Source organism: Glycomyces sp. NPDC050141, from assembly GCF_055586545.1.
On the sequence record NZ_JBVJHZ010000007.1, the window covers coordinates 13,569 to 30,536 of the forward strand.

The following is a 16,968-nucleotide window of genomic DNA, read 5'->3' on the forward strand; positions in this document are numbered from 1 at the left end:
GTGCGCCACGCCATCGCCCGACTGGCCGCGCTGGCGGCGCTGCTCGCCGTCGTCGGCCTGCTGCCGTGGTTGTCCCGCAACGACCCGGCGCTCACGGTGCTCCGCGCCAAATCGGCCGAACAGGAGGCCACTCCTGAAGCGCTCGACGCGATCCGCGCCGACCTCGGACTCGACGCCGGACCGCTCGCGCTCCTGGGCCGGTGGGCCGCGGGCCTGCTCCGCGGCGACCTCGGCACGTCGTGGGTCTCCGGGTACCCGGTCGGACCCGCGGTCGCTTCCGGTCTCGGGACCTCGTTGACGCTCATGGCATGTGCGCTCGCGGTGGCGCTGCTCCTGGCGGCCGCGCTATGTGCGCCGACGGTCTGGCGCGGCGCGCGGGGCACCCTCGGTGACGGCCGCCCCGGCGGTGCGATCGGCGCGGTCCTGGTGGCGTGCCCCGAATTCCTCATCGCCACGGTCGGACTCATCGTCGTCGGCGTCTGGCTCGGCTGGCTCCCCACATCGGGCTGGACCGGGCCCGCGAACCTCGTCCTGCCCGCGGTCGCCATGGGCATCCCCGCCGGGGCGCTGCTCGGCAGGCTCCTCGGCGACGCACTGCCGGGCGCGTTCGACGAGCGGTGGGTGGCGCTGTGGCGCTCGGCCGGGGTCGCGGACGGCCGCATCGCGCTCGGCGTGCTGCGCCGCGCCCTGCCCGCGGTGATGCCGCAGTTCGGGATGATCGTGGTCGCGCTGACCGGCGGGGCCGTCGCGGTCGAGACGATCTTCGCGATTCCGGGGATCGGCAGGACCGCGTTGGGGGCGGCCAAATCCCAGGACCTGCCGCTGCTGCAGGGCAGCGTGCTCGCGCTCATGTGCCTCGGGCTCGCCGCCGGCGCGGTCGGGCAGCTCGCCCGGCGCGCCATGCTCGGCTCGGGCCTGCGCGACGCCGCGCTGAGCCCGCCCCCGCCTCCGCGCACGCCAGCGGGCGCGAGGCAATACGTGGTCCCGGGGGCTCTCGCGACGGTCCTGGCGCTGGTCGTGGTGTGGGGCATGCTCCGCGACCCGCTCGCACTCGACGTCACCGCGAAACTGCTGCCGCCCTCGTGGGAGCACCCGCTCGGCACGGACGCGCTCGGGCGCGACGTGCTCGCCCGCCTCGGCCACGGCGCAGCCCACACGGTCGGCGCAGCCGTCGCGGTGTGCGCGTTCGGGTTCACGCTCTCGCTCGCACTCGGCTTCGCGCCAAGAGTGTCCTCAGGCATCGCCGACGTCGCGAACGCAGTCCCGGCGGTGCTCGCCGGGGTGCTCGTGGCGGCGGCACTCGGCCCGGGGACGGCGGGCGCGGCAATCGCGGTCGCGCTGGTCTCATGGCCGAACCTGACCGCGCACGCGGCCGCTCTGACGCAGGAGGCCAGGGCCGCTTCATATCTGACCGCGCAACGGGCCCTCGGCGCGAGCCCGGCGTGGATCACGGTCCGGCACGTGCTGCCGGAGATCGCAGGTCCGCTCGCGCGGCACGCAGTCCTGCGGCTACCCGGGACGGCGCTGGCGATCGCCTCGCTCGGTTTCCTCGGACTCGGCACGCAGCCGCCGACGCCCGAATGGGGGCTCCTGCTCGACGAATCGCGGGCCTACGTCGAGGTCGCGCCCGCCGCGGCGCTGGCTCCGGCCGCGGCGATCGCCTTCCTTGCGGCCCTGACGGTGTCGAGCGCGAACCTGACCCGGCTCCCGCGCCGGAAGGCGGCGTTTGCATGAGGACCCACATGCCCGGAGTGCCTGACATTCGCGATCTTCCCGGCGTCAGCCTTCAAATCGGACACCCGGGGACCCCCCGATTTCCACTCTGCCCGCCGGGTACGACAATCCAACGCCTCCGCGTGTCACTCGAAAAGGTGAAGGCCCCGTGAGCGATCCCATACTCGAGGTGCGCGATCTCCACGTCGCGATCGGACGGACCGAGGCCGTGCGCGGTGTCTCCTTCCACGTTGATCCCGGAGAGACCGTGGCGCTGGTCGGCGCTTCAGGCGCCGGGAAGTCGCTGACCGCCAAGGCGATCCTCGGACTCTTGCCCCAGTCCGCTCACGCTTCCGGCAGCGCGGTGGTCGACGGCACCGAGGTCCTGGGCGCGAGTCGGGCGGTGCTCGGCGGGTTGCGCGGACGCGTCCTCGCCTACGTGCCGCAGGACGCGCTGACAGTGCTGAGCCCCGTCCACCGGGTCGGCGACCAGATCGCCGGAGCCATCGCATCGGTGCGCGGCATCGGCATGGAAGCCGCCCGGTTCGCCGCGATCGACGCGCTCGACGCCGTCGGCATCCCCGACCCGGCCGCGCGCGCCCGCGACTACCCGCATCAGTTCTCCGGCGGCATGCGCCAGCGCGCAGTCATCGCGCTCGCCACCGCGGCCTCGCCGAAACTCATCGTTGCCGATGAGCCGACCACGGCGCTCGACGTGTGCACCCGGACCCAGATTCTCGACCTGCTGCGGGACCGCTGCGCCGCAACGGGGGCGGGGATGCTCGTCATCACCCACGACCTTGCGGTAGTCGACGAGTACGCCGACCGGGTGCTCGCCATCGAGGACGGTCGGCTGCTCGCCGAGGCGGCGCCGGTGCGTCCGGTGGTCACGCCGCGTGCGCCTCTGGTCGACGCGCCGCCGTTGTTGGAAGTCCGTGATCTAACAGTGGAATATCACATGTCACATGTGCCGCTCCACCATCGACTGCGAGCGTTCACGAGCCGAGGTCGCAATCGCAGCCGTGAACACAGCGGCAGCGGCAGCGGCAGCGGCAGCGGCAGCGGCGATCACGATACGGGCTCGCGAGCGCCGAACGAGGCTGAGGCCGCGGCTGTTCAGCGTGGACGGTCGGGAGGTCGCGCGGTGGACGGCGTCTCGTTCGACATCGCGGCCGGAGAGACGTTGGCGCTCATCGGGCCTTCGGGTTCGGGGAAGTCCTCGACTGCGGCAGCGGTGCTGCGTCTGCTTCGGCCCGCGCGCGGCACGGTCTTGTTCGAGGGCCGGGACCTTACGGCCATGCCCGAACGCGAGCTGCGCACACTGCGCCGGCGGTTCCAGCCTGTGCTGCAGGACCCGTACGGCTCACTCAGTCCGCGGCTCTCTGCGGCGGAGGCCGTGGCCGAGCCGCTTCGGGTACAGCGCCGCTGGGACCAGGTCGCGGGCCCGGCGAAGGTGCGGGAGCTGTTCGCGCTCACCGGGCTCGGTTCCGAACTGGCCGACCGGCGTCCGCACGAGCTCTCCGGCGGCCAGTGCCAGCGCGTGAACATCGCGCGGGCGCTGGCGAGCGAGCCGCGTCTGCTGGTCCTCGACGAGCCGACGTCGGCGCTCGACGCTCCGCTACGGCAAGGGATCTTCGAACTGCTCATCGAGATTCAGGAGCGGCTGGGTCTGAGCTACCTGTTCATCTGCCACGACCTTGAAGCGGTGCGAGGTTTCGCGCATCGGGTGGCGGTGATGGAGCGCGGTCGGATCGTGCGATGCGGTCCGACGCAGGAGGTGTGCAACACGCTCGGTGCCGGTGCGGAGGCGGGTACGGAGGCCGAGGCGGTTCGCTAGTGCCGCAGTCGCCCTGAGGCCCATCGGAACGCTCGGCGACCCACGGCCTTCGGCTCACGCACCGCACCTCGCCCCGGCCGCCAACTCGCGCAGGGAGCAGGGCGTCGGCCTGCTCTCGCCCGCCGGAACCGTCCGGCTAGAACCGTCCGAACAGCCACGATCCCGGGGACGGTTCTCCGATGCAGAAGTCCCGCACGGCGTCGACGATCTCGTCGGCGCTGATGTGCCCGTCCCCGTTGGCGTCCAGTTGCTCGCAGGTCGCCGCAGCCTCGTCGCTGCCGATGCGGCAAGCGGTGAGGAGCCGGTCGAGCTCGGTCCGGTCGAGGGTGCGGCTGGCGTCGTCGTCGACCAGGGCGATGACGGCTTCGGCGAGCGGGCGCACGGCCGTCGCGAACCCCGAACGGTCGCCTTCAGCGGCGGCTTCCCTTGCGGCCCAAGCGCGGTACTCGGCGGCGCTGACCATACCGTCGTGATCGGTGTCGGCGGCGGTCCGGACGGCGTTCCACAGCCGCCGGTAGCCGTCGCGTACCGCGGCGGCCTTCGCCGAGCGGGGCGCATGGCCGAGGCTGCGGGCCAGGCGCAGCGCGAACGCGTCGTAGTCGTCACGGGCGAGCCGGCCGTCGCCACTGCGGTCGAGCAGGTCGAAACGGTGGGCCGGGATGTCGTGCGCGGTGTCGGCGGCGTCGAGGTGCTCGCGGCCGAAGTCGATCGCGTCGGGCTGGCCGGTCTCCAGCATCCCGGCGTGGTCGGCGCCGATATGGGTGGCGTACGCGACGTCGGCGCCAGCGCGGCGCAGGCCGTCGGCGAAGCGCTCTACGGGCTGGTGCGGGATGATCTCGTCGTCGCGGCTGGAGGTGATGAACACGGGCCGGTCGAGGTAGGTGACGGGGGCGCTGACGGCGTCGAGGACGTCGGCGATCTCGGGCCGCGCGGTGATGCCGGTGGTGCCCGCCTGGTCGTTGGTGATGCCGCGCACGGCCTGGAACATCTCGCGGAGCGTGGCGCGGGTGGCCCAGGCGACGAGTTCGGCGCCGAGCGGGGTGAGGACCGCGTCGGGTGCGAAGTCTGGCCGGGTCGAGGCGATCCCGGCGAGTGTGAGGGGCACGATCGGGGAGAGCGGGGCGCCGCCGTCGGCGGTGAGTTCGGCGATGAGGTCCTTGACGCAGGCGGCGGGCGCTACGGCGATGGTGCCGCGGAAGTCGAGTTCGGGGGCGTACCCGGTGGCGATGTTCGCGACGTGCATGGCGGCGTGACCGCCTTGGGAGAACCCGGCGACGAGCCAGGCGGTGGAGATGTTCTGGTCGAGGCCCTGGAGGGCGCGGACGGCGTCGATGACGTCGTCGGCCACGGCCTCGCCGTTGAAGTACGGGTGCGGGCCCGGGGTAGACAGTCCCTCGTAGTCGGTGGCGGCGACGGCGTACCCGGCGGCGAGCCAGCGGTCGATGTGGTCGAGTTCCAGGCGGGCGAAGCCGGAGCGGGAGGGCGCGGAGGCATCGCTGAGGCCGGTGGTGCCGTGGGCGAAGCCGACGACGGGCCAGCCGCCTTCGGGGGCGGTCCCGGCGGGGATGAAGGCGCTGCCGCTGACGAGCCGCTGGCCGCCGTCGTACCCGTAGCCGCGGTAGTGGATGCGGTAGGCGTCGGCGGCGGCGCGGGGCCGGTGCTGGCGGGCGAGGGGCTGGTGGCGGACCAGTGTTCCGGGTGTCCAGGTCATGGGCGTCCCTTTCGAGCCTGAGCAGACAAGCGTTCAGGACAAAAAGGATATGCGCGGACAGGGCCGTGGGCGGGGATCTCGGGGCGGTGTCGGCGGGTGGCGCCCGGGGTTCGGACGCCACCCGGGTCGCTCGCGGGTTAGCGCTCGGCGCGCCGGTACTGGCGCGGGAGCGGGTGGTCCTCGCCGAGCTCGCGCGCGGCCTGGCGGGGCCAGTACGGGTTGCGCAGGAGCTCGCGGCCGAGCAGGACGGCGTCGGCGCCGCCGTCGGCGATGATCTTCTCGGCCTGCTGCACCTCGGTGATGATGCCGACGGCGGCGGTCGGCATCCCGGTCTCGCGGCGGATGCGTTCGGCGAACGGCACCTGGTAGCCGGGGCCCGAGGGGATCACGGCGTCCGGGAGGTTGCCGCCGGTCGAGACGTCGACCAGGTCGACGCCGTGCTCGCGCAGCAGCGCCGCGAGCCGCACGGTCTGGTCGGCGGTCCAGCCTTCGGGTTCGATCCAGTCGGTCGCCGAGAGCCGGAACAGCACCGGCACCTGCTCCCCCACGGCCGCGCGCACCGCGTCGGCGATGTCGAGCGGGAGGCGGGCGCGGCGCTCGAAGTCGCCGCCGTAGGCATCGTCGCGGTGGTTCGCGACCGGGGAGAGGAACTCGTGGACGAGGTAGCCGTGCGCGCCGTGGACCTCGATGACCTCGTACCCGGCGGCGAGCGCCCGCTTCGCAGCTTCGGCGAAGGCGGTGACGACGCCCTGGATCGCTGCGACGGTGAGCTCGTGCGGGGCGGCGTGGTCGCCGTCGAACGCGATCGCGCTGGGCGCCACCGGTTCCCAGCCGCCCTCATCGGCACTCAGCGTGCCGCGGGTCCGGCCGAGCCCGTCGGTGCTCGCCTTGCGTCCGGCGTGGGCGATCTGGATGCCGGGGACGACACCTTGGCCGCGCATGAACGCGGTGATCCGCCGGTGGCCCTCGACCTGGGCGTCGTTCCAGATCCCGAGGTCCATCGGGCTGATGCGGCCTTCGGGTGCGATCGCGGTGGCCTCGGTCAGGATCAGGCCGGGGCCGCCCGCCGCGCGGGACCCGTAGTGCTGCAGGTGCCAGTCGTTCGGCACGCCCGCGGCGGGTCCGGTGGGTTCGGCGCTGTACTGGCACATCGGCGCCATCCAGATCCGGTTGGGGATGGTGGTCCCGCGCAGTGTGATCGGGGTGAACAGGTTGCTGGTCACGTTGACTCCCTTGAGGTTTCGGGTGCTAGCCGATGAGGGCGAGGAGGGCGTCGGCCGCGGCGGCGGACGACTGCGGGTTCTGGGCGGTGACGAGGTTGCGGTCGACCTCGACATGCGAGGTGAACGGGTCGGCGGCGACGAACGCGACCCCGGCGGCTTCGAGCCGGTCCTGCAGCAGCCACGGGGCCTTGTCGGCCAGGTGGGCGAGCCGCTCTTCGGCGTTGGTGAACCCGGTGGCGCGGTATCCCGCGAACGCGTTCGCGCCGTCGTCCTCGGCGGCGAGGGCCGCGGCCACGCCGTGGCAGACCAGGCCGACCGGTGTGCCCGCGCGCAGCGCTGCGGCGAGCAGGCGGCCGGATGCGGCGTCGACGGCCAGGTCCTCCATGGGGCCGTGCCCGCCGGGCACGTACACGGCGTCGAACTCGGCGAGGTCGACATCGTGGAGGTCGACGGGCTTGGCGAACTCGGCGGCCGAGGCGACGACGGTGCGGAAGTGGGCAGCGGTCTCGGTGCCGCCGTTGGCCTCGTCGGTGAGGCTGGACGGGTCAACGGGCGGGACGACGCCGCCGGGGGTGGCCACGGTGACCTCGTGCCCGGCGTGCGCGAACGCCTCGAGCGGGACTACGGCTTCTTCGGCCCAATAGCCGGTGGTGTGGGCGGTGCCGTCGTTGAGCGTCCACGCGCTCGCCCCGGTCATGACAAACAGGATCTTCGCCACAGGGATTCCTTTACGTTCTTGTTGCGGTGCTTGCTAGTCGGTGAAGCTCGCGAAGTAGGACGCGGCCATGTCCTCGCCGCCGTGCCCCTTCGCGGAGGCGCGGCGGAAACGCTCGACCCCGGCCTCGCCCAGGTCGAGGCGTACGCCGTTCGCGCGGGCGGCCTCGACGATGAGCCGGGCGTCCTTCTCGGCGGTGTCCAGGCCGAAACTGGTGTTCGCGGTGTCGCCGCCGAGGATCAGGCCGCCCTTGACGCGGGCGTATCCGGCGTCCAGTGGGCCGCCCTCGATGAGCTCGTAGAACCGCTGCGGGTCGACGCCAAGGCCTTCGGCGAGCGCGAGGACTTCGCCGATGCCGTGGGTGAGCACGAAGACCCAGCTGTTGGCGACGAGCTTGAGCCGCGAAGCGGTGCCGTCGGCGCCGTCGCTGCCGGTCCACACGGTCTTGGCGCCGACGGCGTCGAACACGGCGTTCGCGGCCGCATCCTCATTGGGCCCGGAAGCGAGGACGGTGAGCTTGCCGGCCTCGGCCGGTTCGCGGGTGCCGAGGACGGGGGCGTCGAAGAAGACGAGGCCGTGTTCGCTTGCGAAGGCGGCGAGGTCGGCGATGCCTTCGATGCCCGCGGTGGTCGACTGAATCCAGCGGGTGCCGGGGCGCAGGGCGGGGGCGGCCTGGCGCATGACGTCGAGCACGGCGGGGCCGTCGTGGAGCATGGTGACGACTACTTCGGCGCCGGTGGCGGCTTCGGCGGGGGTGTCGGCGATGCGGACGCCGTCGGCGGCGAGCGGTTCGGCCCTGCCGCGGCTGCGGTTCCAGGCGGTGACCTCGTGCCCGGCGCGGGCGAGGTTGCGGGCCATGGCGGCCCCCATGATGCCGGTGCCCAGGACTGCCACAGTCGGCTTGTCGCTCATCGGTTCTCCTGTCCGCAGGCCCTCGCGGGCGTGCACGGTGCTCAGTGCTGCCGAAACCCACATTACTTGCAGACGCCGACTAATGCAAGCGACGGTTATTCGCCTGTGCGGTATATCGCTGTACACTGTTACCGACACGGACCGCACCGACCGGAGGAGCATCGTGAGCACAGCACCGCCCCCCAGTACCGCGCTGGCCCAGCACTGGTGCGCCTTGTCCGCGCTCCACGACGGTATCGCCGACCGCATCGAACGGCGGCTCGAAGCCGCGCACGGGCTGTCCGTACGCGAGTTCTCCCTGCTCACCGTCCTCGACAGGCAGGCGCCGGGCAGGCACCTGCAGATGCGCCAGGTCGCCGAGGCGATCGTGCTGAGCCAGAGCGCGACCACGCGCCTGGTGACCCGCATGGAGGACCGGGGGCTGCTGCAGCGCACCATCTGCGCCGACGACCGCCGCGGGATCTACACCGACGTCACCGGGCCCGGGCGCCAGTTGCTGGCGGAGGCGACGCCGACGCACGACGCGGCGCTGGCCGAAGCGCTTGAAGCGGCACGGGAGAACCCCGAGTTCACGCCGCTCGTGGAAGTGTTGGAGCGCATCGGCAAGGAGTGAAGGCGGGGCTCAGCCCTTCCAGAACTTGGCGCCGGTGCGGGCGAGAGTGTCGGACTGCGCGCGGTTGAAGTGCGACTTGAAGCGGAAGTTGAGATAGAGGACCGGCGGCTCGGACTCGACGCGGAAGACGTTCCCCAGCCAGCGGACGGGGTGTTCGTCAGCGAGCTCCCACAGCTGCACGATCCGGTCGCCGGGGGTGATCGTCATTCTGATGTGTATCCCGGCGAGTTCCAGATCCTCGAAACGCGCCCAACCCGCGTCCCCCGGGTCGGGATATCCGTCCGGCAGTGGGCCTTCGTCGTTTCCGCTCATCTCCGGGCCAGCCGTTTCATGCATTGATGACATTCTGGTCTTCATCATCGCAGACCACGGTATGCACGCAACTGCCGCACAGAGTGACACGGGGCCCGCAAAGCCCAGGATAGTAGGCGCTTCGGGCGGACCACTCGCGGGAACGGGCGCGATCGGGACCCGGAGGTGACCGGCGACCGGTGCGCCGTGCCCGGAACGCCGCGCGGTTCCGGCGGCCGGATACTGGGGCCATGAAGCTCAGCCGCGCGGTCTCGGTGTTCCTGCTCGCCTTCGGTGTCTGGTCGGTCTACATCTGGACGACCTTCGTGAAGAACCTGTTCGAGGACGTCAGCGGCCTGGCGTTCGACGCCGCGGGCGATCCGACCGCCTACTTCTGGGTCCACTTGGGACTCTCAGTCGTCTCGTTCGGGCTCGGCGTCGCGATCGGCGTGATCGGTCTGCGCGGGTTCCTGGCCGACCGCCGCGCACGGCGCGGCTGACTCCCCAAAGGAGCATTCGGCGACTGGACGACTCGTCCATGAGTCGGATATCCGACCGGACTCAATTCACCCGAACGAGCCAAAGCGGCCGCGCGATTCGCGCGGCCGCTGCATACTCACGCGGCTTCGAGCGCCGCCACGGTCGCCTCGGCGGCGGCGCGGTCGCGCTCCCCCTCGGCCTCGGTCAGATGGTCGATGGCGCGCAGCAGGCCCCAGGCGCGCAGGCGCTCCCGGTCGACACCGAGCCCCTCGGACACCGCGTCGAGCAGGACGGCGCCGCTGTGCGGACCGAGGTGCTGCAGCATGAACAAGAGGTAGCCGCCGTCGAAGGCCCGCTCGGCCAGGTACGGCTTGGGGTCGATGACGAGCCACGGTTCGCGTTCGGCCGAGACGATGTTGCCCAGGTGCGTGTCGCGGTTGCCGATCCCGGTCTCGGGCGGGTCGGCCAGCCGGTCGCACAGCTCGAGGGCGAGGTCGAGGCGGGACGCGGCCGGGCCCTTCCGGGCGTCGCCGCGCGGATCGCCGTACTCCTCCCGCCACTGATCGAGCATCCCGGTCGCCGCGGGGAGGTCCGGGAACCCGTCGGCGGACTCCATGGGCCGCCACAGCCGCCGGTAGAGGCCGCAGGCGATGCCGATGCGCCGCCACGCCGCCTCCGGGGTGCGGTGGCCGAAGAAGCGGGTCGACTTGAGGCGGTTGCCGGGGACGGCCCGCTCCAGCAGCATCGCTCCCGTCTCGGGGTCGTACTCGTGCAGGCGCACCGCCCCGTCGCCCGCGTACCGGTGCAGCGCAGTCGGTTCGGCCGCGTTCTCACCGTCGCGGTAGATGACCTTGAGGACCGCCTGCTCGCCGGACTCGCGCCGCACCGGGACCACATAGGAGTGGCTGCCGCCGCCGTAGGGCGGTCCGTCCATCCGCAGCGACCACAACCGCTGCAGACGCCAGACCGTCTTGGGGAGTCCGTCGAGCCAGTCCTGACCGGCACTGCCGTGCCAGGCGAGGACGTCGCGGCGGACCGAGGAGGGAACCACACCGAATCGCATCGGTACAGTATCGGGCAACACCGATTGCCGCCGCAATCCGCATACGCATGGGAGCCAAGCGGACCGGCCCGGTCAGCCCTTCGATTCGAGCGCGTCCACCGCTTCGGTAACCGCGGTGTCACCGCCCCGCAGCTCCAGGACCAGGCGCGACACCGCCGGGCGGCGCAGGAGTTCCGCCAGTACAGCGGCCACATCGGAGCGGGTGACGTCACCCGGACCCAACGGCGGCTCGGCCAGGCGCACCTGGCCGGTCGGCGCGTCGTTCGTGAGCGAACCCGGCCGCAGGATCACCCAGTCGAGGTCCCTGGCGCGCAGGTCCTCCTCAGCAGCGGCCTTCGCCGCCTTGTACGCCGCCCACACCTCGCCGCGCGCCGGGTCCGGCTCGGTATCGGTGCCCATACTGGAGATCTGCAGGAAGCGGCGCACGCCCGCGCGTTCGGCCGCGTCGGCGAGCAGGACCGAGGCGGCCCGGTCGACGGTGTCCTTGCGGGCCGCGCCGCTGCCCGGGCCGGCGCCCGCGGCGAACACCACGGCGTCGACCTCCTCGTACATCTCGGAGGCGAGGAGCCCGCCGAGGTGCTCGACATCGGCCTGCTCCAGGTCGAGGACGATGGGGCGCCCGCCGATCGCGGTCAGGTCCTCGGCGTGGTCGGGATTGCGGATGAGCCCGGTGACCGAATGCCCTTCGGCCGCCAGGATCTCGGTCAGGCGCAGCGCGATCTGCCCGTGCCCTCCGGCGATGACGACATGCATACGGCCCAGCCTAACCCGGCTCGCGGCGGCGCGTGCCGCTCTGCGCCGCACCGGAGCCGCCCTCGCGAATCGGGTCGCCGCACGCCGTCGGGCTCTTGCTCGCCGCACCGCAGACGAGCGCGAACCGCACCGCCATGTGCGGCCGGGCCCGGCCACCGGCTGCCGCTTGCAACTGCCGGAACGCGGGCGCGAACGGCACCACCCACCGAGAACCGCTGAAAAACACCGGGTAGCTTGTTGAATCGTGAAGGATTCACACATCCTGGGACCGCTGCATGCTCCTTCCAGGAGACAGCGCGATCCCGCGCCGCCACCGCGCCGCACCGCGTGGGCGCGCCTGCTCCTCGCCGCCGCACTCGCGTTCCTGACCGTTCCGTTCACCGCCGACCCGGCACAGGCGGCCACCGACATCACCGGTCAGATCCGGGCGGGACAGGACGTCGTCCTCGACGGCGACGCGGTCGTCAACCTCGGCAGCGGCGAGACCGTCACCTACGGCGGGCGCTTCTCCGGCGTCGGCACGCTCACCATCAGCGGCACCGGCACGCTCGTCCTCACCGCCGACTCCGACTTCAGCATCCCCGAGGACCGCCAGACCCAGACCGTCGAGACCGTCGGCGAGCCGTGGCGGTGGAGCCGCATCAAGGACCCCGACCCGCCCGCCGTGACCATCGAAGCCGGAGCGACCCTCCAGTACGGCGACGGCACCGGCGCGACCGGCCTCATCGGCCACTACCCTTACGCCACGCCCGATTTCGCGTGGAACGCCCTCAACCACCGGATCGACGGCACCCTCATCGTCGCGATCCACGGGGCCCGCTACCACCCCGGCAACCTCTCCGGCTCCGGCTCGCTCGTCCAGCCGCGCAACACCTGGGACGGGCTCGCGCTCGCGGGCGACCACACCTTCACCGGCTCGATCTACAACGGCACCGGCATCCACTTCTCCGACCGCGCCTACCAGTCCCGGCTGCCCGACGTCGACAAGATCCTCAACCAGGGCTCGTTCATCGTCAACAACCAGCGCGGCAACGAGACCGTGCTGACCATGGACTTCTACTCGCGCGAGTGGGGCAACGACATCAACTTCCACTCGACCCTCGACGGCACGAAGGTCGTCATGACCGGCCAGTACTCGTGGGCCGACTCAGGCCCAGACACCGACCCCTCGCTGTCGGACCCCGCGCTGAACTACGAGGTCGTCGCCCACAACCACAACAAGCGCGGCATCAACATCGAGGGTGCCACGGTCCAATGGGGCGACGGCACCGGCGACCGGTTCTTCCTGCCCGGCAACCGCGACACGGTCTACATCAACCTCCACGGCGCCAACCACGACCAGCGCGGGCACCTCATCTTCGACTACAACGGACCGGTCCGCCTCGATGCGCCGATCGGCGGCGGGATCTACCACGACACGATGTCGGCGCCGGGCTGGGGCGATGTCACGATCGCGGGTACCGAGGGGAACGACGTGACCTTCGCCGACCAGCAGCACTACGACGGCGCCACCACGATCGAGTCCGGCGCGGTCCTGCGGCTCGGCGCGGGCGAGGACGGCGGCGACGGCTGGCTGCTCACGGGCGGCGAGCGCACCGCGATCGTCGACGAGGGCGCGCTGGTGGTCGCCAACGTCGAGCACGAGACCGACCTTGCGAACATCAGCGGCGCGGGCAGCCTCGAGCAGGCCGGTTCGGCCCCGCTCACGCTCACCGGCGGCATCGAGTACACCGGGCCGACGACGGTCTCCGGCGGCACACTTGCTCTGACCGGCGGCGACCTGGCCGCCTCAGAGTTCGTCGCGCTCTCGGGCGAGAGCGCCGTGCTCGACCTCGCGCAGGTCGAAGACCAGACGGTCACCGACCTCAGCGGCGTTGCCGGAGCCACGGTCCTGCTCGGCGGCGACGGCCTCACGATCGCCAGTGCGGGCGACACCGTCTACGCGGGCGGAGTCGAAGGCGAAGGCGGCCTGGTGAAGTCGGGCCCTGGCACGTGGACGTACTCGGGCACGAGCAGCGCCACGGGAGCGTGGACTGTCACCGAGGGCGTGCTGGCGCTCGGCGCCTCCGCTGAGGCCGACGACGCACAGGGCGCTGACGGCGGCAGTGTCGCTCCTGCCGGTGCCGAGCTTGCCGGGGACCTCGTCGTCGAACAGGGCCTGACGGTCAACGCCGCGAGCGGCGTCGGCGGAGACCTGTCGCTCGGCGGGGCTTCGACTCTGACCGTGGGCTCAAACGGGGGGCTCACGGTCGGAGGCGCGGCCACGCTCGACGGGACGCTGGCTGTCGCCTACGAGGAGGGCGGCGCGCTCCCCGAGGAGATCGTCGTCGTCACCGCCGCTGGCGGTGTCTCCGGCACCTTCGGCAACCTCGCACAGGACGCCGAGCTGGAGATCGGCGGTACGACCTACCGCATCGCCTACGACTCCGACCGAGTCGTCCTCCGAACCGACGAGCCGCAGGCAGCCGCCGAAGCGGCGGGCGGCGGCCCCGGCGCGGCCGGGCTGCCCTGGTGGGCCTATGTGATCGGTGGGTTCATATTCCTCCTGCTCATCGCTCTCGGTGTGCTGGCGTGGCTCCGGTGGCGCCGCCGGGGTGCGGTGGCCGACGACGCCACGATGGAGCTTCCAATAGTGAAGGCCTGAGGCTGAAGCGGACCTGAAGGCGCCTGAGGGCGACTTCAGGAACGGCGCCTCCGGGAGCGGCGAAGGGTATGCGTTTTCACGAATGTCGCGCTAGCCTTGTCGGCTCCGTCCGCGGCGCGCCTGTAGCGCCGCCGCGCTCAGCGAGGACGCCGTCGCGGCGTCCTCCACGAGGAGAGAGGTATTTGCATGGCCGTCAATACCGAAGGCACCAAAGGCAACTACACGCACGCGGGCAACCTCAAGGCCCGTGTGAGCCTCTACGACTACCGCGAGCCCCAGATCGACCCGGTCGACATCGCAGCCGGGCTCCTGCCCGCCGACCTAGGGCTGGTGCTCGACGTCGGTTGCGGATACGGCCGCTACCTCAAGCGGCTGCGGGCCGACCACCCCGGCGCGACGGTCGTGGGCATCGACGCCGCGCCGGGGATGCTCGCCGAAGTGGAGCCGCCGATCATGGCGGCCGACGCCCAGGCGATCCCCTACCCGGACGGCAGCGTCGACGCGGTGCTCGCGATGCACATGCTGTACCATGTGCCGGACATCGCGAAGGCGGTCGGCGAGTTCCGGCGAGTCCTGAGGCCCGGCGGAACGCTCCTTGTCTCCACGAACACCGACGACGACATGGCGGTGCCGTACGCGCTCTGGACCAATGCCATCCGCTCGGTGCTCGGGCCCGACGCGTGGGTCCCTTCGACCGAGGTGCGCAACTTCGACTCCGCCAACGCGCCTGCGTACCTTGAGGCCGAGTTCGAGTCGGTGGAGCGGTTCGAAGAGCGAGGGCTGGTGTCGGTGCCCGAGCCCGGTCCGCTGATGGACTACCTCGTCTCGATCCGGTCCTATATCGACTGCGGCGACGCGGATTTCAATCGCGTCTTCGACGCGGTGGCGGCGGAGCTGGAGTCGCACTTCGCCGATCACGACGTCTTCGAGTTCGAGAAGGCGGTCGTCTTCTACCGGTGTCGGTAGGCGCAGCGAGAGCGGCCTACGACCGGGCCAGCGCGAGCGACGGGCGCGAGGCGCGTCAATCGTGTTGGTGTGCTTCAGCTCAGGCGGCCTGGTCGCCGAGAAGGGCTTCGATCGCCTTCGCTACGCCGTCCTCTGCTGCTGGTTCGGCGCGGTCGGTCGCGGCGGCGCGGGCTTCCGCGTGGCCTCCTGCCATCGCGTAGGAGCGGCCCGCCCAGGCGAGCATCGAGACGTCGTTCGGCATGTCGCCGAAGGCGATCACGTCTTCGGCGGCGATGCCGCGCTCGGCGCACCAGGCGGCCAGCGCGGTGCCTTTGGTCGCTTCGGTATCGGTGCATTCGATCTCGGGATAGCTGCCCCAGCGCCACAGGCTCACGCCGGGTATCGCGATGTGGGCGGTGGCCTCGTGCATCGCCTCGCCGGTGGTGGAGGCCGGGCCGTGGGCGAGCAGGCCGACGACGGGTTCGGTCTCGGCGAACAGGTCGTGGTCGCCTGCGACCTGGATCCACGGGTCGGTGAGGTGGAGGCCCTGGAAGTACTCCCCTTGTACGCGAAGGGTTTCGCCGGTCTCGATGGCGAAGTCGGCGGTGGGGAGCGCGGCGCGCAGTTGCCGGTGGAGTTCGCGTGCGAGCGGAAGCGGGATGGCGTGGCGCAGTTCGGCGGTCTGGCTGGCGGTGTCGAACCGGATGGAGCCGGTCGAGCAGAGGGCGGCGTCGAGGACGGCGGCGAGTTCGGGGACGCGGTGGACCGCGCGGGGCGGCCGGGCGGTCACGGCGAGGGTGAGGATGCCGCGTTCGCGGGCGGCCTGGAGGGCTTTCTGGTTGCGTGCGGAGAGGCGGCCCTGCTTGTCGAGCAGGGTGCCGTCGAGATCGGTGGCGATGAGTTTCGGTAGGGGCACCGGTTGAGTATCGGGGTCGGGGGCGTGTCGGGGCAACCGGGATAGGCGTGGCGGGCCGGAGGTGGTGTCCGGCCCGCGTCCCGTGTCAGGCGCGTTTCTTCGCGGAGCGGCGCCGCAGCAGTGCGCCGACGGCCCATCCGGCGATGAAGACGACGCTGATCATGATCCACATGGGCGTCTCGACTTTGACGAGCCAGAGTTTGACGGCCACTTCCTCGGTGTTGGCGAGGACGAACCAGACGGCGAGGGCGATGATCACGCCCGCGATGATGAGTCGGCGGATGGTGTTCCCGCCCTTGGCTTCAGCCGCGTTGTCGGACGACATGGCCCGCTCCTCTCCGTTGCGGTGAACGGGGTGGTCCGGACAGTATGGACGGTTGGGCGCTTTCGGGCGGGTGATCGGGGATATTCCGGGTCCCGGCGGTGTCGCGTTGCTGCTGAACACCATGCCGCCGGGGCCCGCGTCCGGTCGCTGACTACCGGTCAGACGGGCGACCCGTTGACGAGCACGGGGAACTTCTCGAGTTCGCCGGCGGCCTCGCCGTCTGGTCCGTAGAACGCCACCGGTTCTTGCAGCATGTAAGTCTGGTTGACCGGCGGGAACGCCTCCCCGTCTGCGGCTTCGCCTGGCACCATGCTGAACGGCGCGGTCTCCAGGGTCACCGGCTTCTTCTCGCCCGGCAGGCTCTCGATCTCGATCTGGATCACATACTGGTGTGCGGCCGGCGCACTGCCGCCGCCAGTGGACTGCTCCGGGTCGACCGAGGTGATCTGCACCTGCCCGAGGTCGCCTTCCTCACCGATCGGGCTGCGCAGCAGCACATCCGTGGCGCAGGGCCCCTCGCCCTCGGGCCTGTCGAAGAGGTTGGCCTGGCCTTCAAGCGGGCCGAGGTCGTAGGTCTTCGACTGCCCGGCCTCGCTGCCGTCGGAGGCGATGGTGATCTGGCCGCCGTGGCTGGCGATCGGAACGTTGATTGGGATATTGATCGGGATCGGCGTCACGATGGGCGCCACCTGGGCCGGCTGCTCTGCTTGGGCGGGCATCGCTGCCGCGGCGGCCAGGAGGGCCGCAGGAACTGCGATGCCGATCGCGCGCCGAGTGAGGCGGCGGGCGGTGGTCTCGGTCTTGCGAGTGTCGTTCCTGTTCATGCT

16 protein-coding genes are annotated in these 16,968 nt (G+C 71.5%); 6 read left to right on the forward strand and 10 right to left on the reverse strand.

The genetic code is table 11. The annotated features are described in order from the left end of the window. A complete protein-coding gene (locus ACZ60M_RS06295) occupies positions 1-1,734 on the forward strand; it encodes an ABC transporter permease subunit (RefSeq protein ID WP_465415274.1) in 1,734 nt (577 codons plus the stop codon). Between the two features lie 148 nt (positions 1,735-1,882). After that, on the forward strand, positions 1,883-3,550 hold the full coding sequence (locus tag ACZ60M_RS06300; protein ID WP_465415276.1) for an ATP-binding cassette domain-containing protein: 1,668 nt from the start codon (positions 1,883-1,885) through the stop codon (positions 3,548-3,550). 136 nt (positions 3,551-3,686) lie between these two features. Here the strand turns inward: ACZ60M_RS06300 and ACZ60M_RS06305 are convergent, their stop codons facing one another. From ACZ60M_RS06305 to ACZ60M_RS06320, 4 genes are all read right to left on the reverse strand, one after another. Beyond that, entirely contained in the window at positions 3,687-5,261 is a 1,575-nt protein-coding gene (locus tag ACZ60M_RS06305; protein ID WP_465415278.1) for a lipase family protein, read from the reverse strand. Positions 5,262-5,398: 137 nt separating this feature from the next. Continuing rightward, the gene (locus ACZ60M_RS06310; protein ID WP_465415280.1) at positions 5,399-6,484 is read right to left on the reverse strand and encodes an NADH:flavin oxidoreductase/NADH oxidase; all 1,086 of its coding nucleotides are present in this window, start codon (positions 6,482-6,484) and stop codon (positions 5,399-5,401) included. Positions 6,485-6,509: 25 nt separating this feature from the next. Beyond that, entirely contained in the window at positions 6,510-7,202 is a 693-nt protein-coding gene (locus ACZ60M_RS06315) for a type 1 glutamine amidotransferase domain-containing protein (protein WP_465415282.1), read from the reverse strand. 33 nt (positions 7,203-7,235) lie between these two features. Continuing rightward, positions 7,236-8,111, reverse strand: coding sequence for an NAD(P)-dependent oxidoreductase (locus tag ACZ60M_RS06320; RefSeq protein WP_465415283.1), 876 nt, complete (start codon positions 8,109-8,111; stop codon positions 7,236-7,238). 163 nt (positions 8,112-8,274) lie between these two features. Between ACZ60M_RS06320 and ACZ60M_RS06325 the strand changes: the two genes are divergently transcribed. Beyond that, positions 8,275-8,724, forward strand: coding sequence for a MarR family winged helix-turn-helix transcriptional regulator (locus tag ACZ60M_RS06325; RefSeq protein ID WP_465415285.1), 450 nt, complete (start codon positions 8,275-8,277; stop codon positions 8,722-8,724). Positions 8,725-8,733: 9 nt separating this feature from the next. Here the strand turns inward: ACZ60M_RS06325 and ACZ60M_RS06330 are convergent, their stop codons facing one another. After that, positions 8,734-8,931: a hypothetical protein gene (locus tag ACZ60M_RS06330; protein WP_465415287.1), complete on the reverse strand. Its 198-nt coding sequence runs from the start codon at positions 8,929-8,931 to the stop codon at positions 8,734-8,736. 335 nt (positions 8,932-9,266) lie between these two features. Here ACZ60M_RS06330 and ACZ60M_RS06335 point away from each other — a divergent pair, with 335 nt between their 5' ends. Continuing rightward, positions 9,267-9,515 carry an SCO4848 family membrane protein gene (locus ACZ60M_RS06335; protein ID WP_465415289.1) on the forward strand — a complete coding sequence of 83 codons (249 nt, stop codon included), beginning with the start codon at positions 9,267-9,269 and terminating at the stop codon, positions 9,513-9,515. 116 nt (positions 9,516-9,631) lie between these two features. Here ACZ60M_RS06335 and ACZ60M_RS06340 read toward each other — a convergent pair whose 3' ends face one another. Next, positions 9,632-10,558, reverse strand: a complete 927-nt coding sequence (locus ACZ60M_RS06340) for an aminoglycoside phosphotransferase family protein (protein ID WP_465415291.1) — start codon at positions 10,556-10,558, stop codon at positions 9,632-9,634. Between the two features lie 72 nt (positions 10,559-10,630). Beyond that, a complete protein-coding gene (locus ACZ60M_RS06345; protein ID WP_465415293.1) occupies positions 10,631-11,311 on the reverse strand; it encodes an NAD(P)H-binding protein in 681 nt (226 codons plus the stop codon). Positions 11,312-11,555: 244 nt separating this feature from the next. Between ACZ60M_RS06345 and ACZ60M_RS06350 the strand changes: the two genes are divergently transcribed. After that, positions 11,556-13,955, forward strand: a complete 2,400-nt coding sequence (locus ACZ60M_RS06350; protein WP_465415295.1) for an autotransporter-associated beta strand repeat-containing protein — start codon at positions 11,556-11,558, stop codon at positions 13,953-13,955. A 186-nt stretch (positions 13,956-14,141) separates the two neighbouring features. Beyond that, positions 14,142-14,921 (forward strand): class I SAM-dependent methyltransferase, encoded by a 780-nt coding sequence (locus ACZ60M_RS06355; RefSeq protein WP_465415297.1) that lies wholly within the window; start codon positions 14,142-14,144, stop codon positions 14,919-14,921. 79 nt (positions 14,922-15,000) lie between these two features. On the opposite strand, the gene ACZ60M_RS06360 is transcribed toward ACZ60M_RS06355, so the two are convergent. From ACZ60M_RS06360 to ACZ60M_RS06370, 3 genes are all read right to left on the reverse strand, one after another. Next, complete coding sequence (locus ACZ60M_RS06360; RefSeq protein ID WP_465415299.1) at positions 15,001-15,816, reverse strand: HAD family hydrolase; 816 nt, start codon at positions 15,814-15,816, stop codon at positions 15,001-15,003. A gap of 85 nt (positions 15,817-15,901) precedes the next feature. After that, positions 15,902-16,141, reverse strand: coding sequence for a LapA family protein (locus ACZ60M_RS06365; protein ID WP_465415300.1), 240 nt, complete (start codon positions 16,139-16,141; stop codon positions 15,902-15,904). Between the two features lie 158 nt (positions 16,142-16,299). Further along, complete coding sequence (locus tag ACZ60M_RS06370) at positions 16,300-16,965, reverse strand: hypothetical protein (RefSeq protein ID WP_465415301.1); 666 nt, start codon at positions 16,963-16,965, stop codon at positions 16,300-16,302. Between the last annotated feature and the right edge of the window lie 3 nt (positions 16,966-16,968).

Excerpts from the sequence above, each read along its gene's own strand:
- ACZ60M_RS06305 (WP_465415278.1), bottom strand. The coding sequence starts at position 5,261 with ATGACCTGGACACCCGGAACACTGGTCCGCCACCAGCCCCTCGCCCGC.
- ACZ60M_RS06320 (WP_465415283.1), bottom strand. The coding sequence starts at position 8,111 with ATGAGCGACAAGCCGACTGTGGCAGTCCTGGGCACCGGCATCATGGGG.
- ACZ60M_RS06330 (WP_465415287.1), bottom strand. The coding sequence starts at position 8,931 with ATGACGATCACCCCCGGCGACCGGATCGTGCAGCTGTGGGAGCTCGCT.
- ACZ60M_RS06335 (WP_465415289.1), top strand. The coding sequence starts at position 9,267 with ATGAAGCTCAGCCGCGCGGTCTCGGTGTTCCTGCTCGCCTTCGGTGTC.
- ACZ60M_RS06340 (WP_465415291.1), bottom strand. The coding sequence starts at position 10,558 with ATGCGATTCGGTGTGGTTCCCTCCTCGGTCCGCCGCGACGTCCTCGCC.
- ACZ60M_RS06345 (WP_465415293.1), bottom strand. The coding sequence starts at position 11,311 with ATGCATGTCGTCATCGCCGGAGGGCACGGGCAGATCGCGCTGCGCCTG.
- ACZ60M_RS06355 (WP_465415297.1), top strand. The coding sequence starts at position 14,142 with ATGGCCGTCAATACCGAAGGCACCAAAGGCAACTACACGCACGCGGGC.
- ACZ60M_RS06365 (WP_465415300.1), bottom strand. The coding sequence starts at position 16,141 with ATGTCGTCCGACAACGCGGCTGAAGCCAAGGGCGGGAACACCATCCGC.
- ACZ60M_RS06370 (WP_465415301.1), bottom strand. The coding sequence starts at position 16,965 with ATGAACAGGAACGACACTCGCAAGACCGAGACCACCGCCCGCCGCCTC.